This window comes from Halomonas sp. HP20-15 (genome assembly GCF_033446685.1).
Classification (GTDB): Bacteria; Pseudomonadota; Gammaproteobacteria; order Pseudomonadales; family Halomonadaceae; genus Modicisalibacter.
Genome location: NZ_JAWQLY010000054.1, coordinates 1 through 238 on the forward strand (window position 1 = coordinate 1; position 238 = coordinate 238).

Consider the following 238-nt stretch of genomic DNA (forward strand, 5'->3'; position numbering starts at 1 on the left):
GACCGGTAGTTCAGTCGGTTAGAATGCCGGCCTGTCACGCCGGAGGTCGCGGGTTCGAGTCCCGTCCGGTCCGCCATTTTTCGTGCCGATTTCGCCCGGCGATCTCGGATTGACCAGGTAGCTGCGTATCGACGGCGGTGACAGCCAGATGCGTTGAAAGTGGACCGGTAGTTCAGTCGGTTAGAATGCCGGCCTGTCACGCCGGAGGTCGCGGGTTCGAGTCCCGTCCGGTCCGCCA

General features: G+C 63.4%; 1 tRNA gene. It reads left to right on the forward strand.

Features of this window, described 5'->3' with window-relative positions:
• Positions 1-161: 161 nt before the first annotated feature.
• Positions 162-238: transfer RNA gene (locus tag R6258_RS18835), tRNA-Asp, on the forward strand.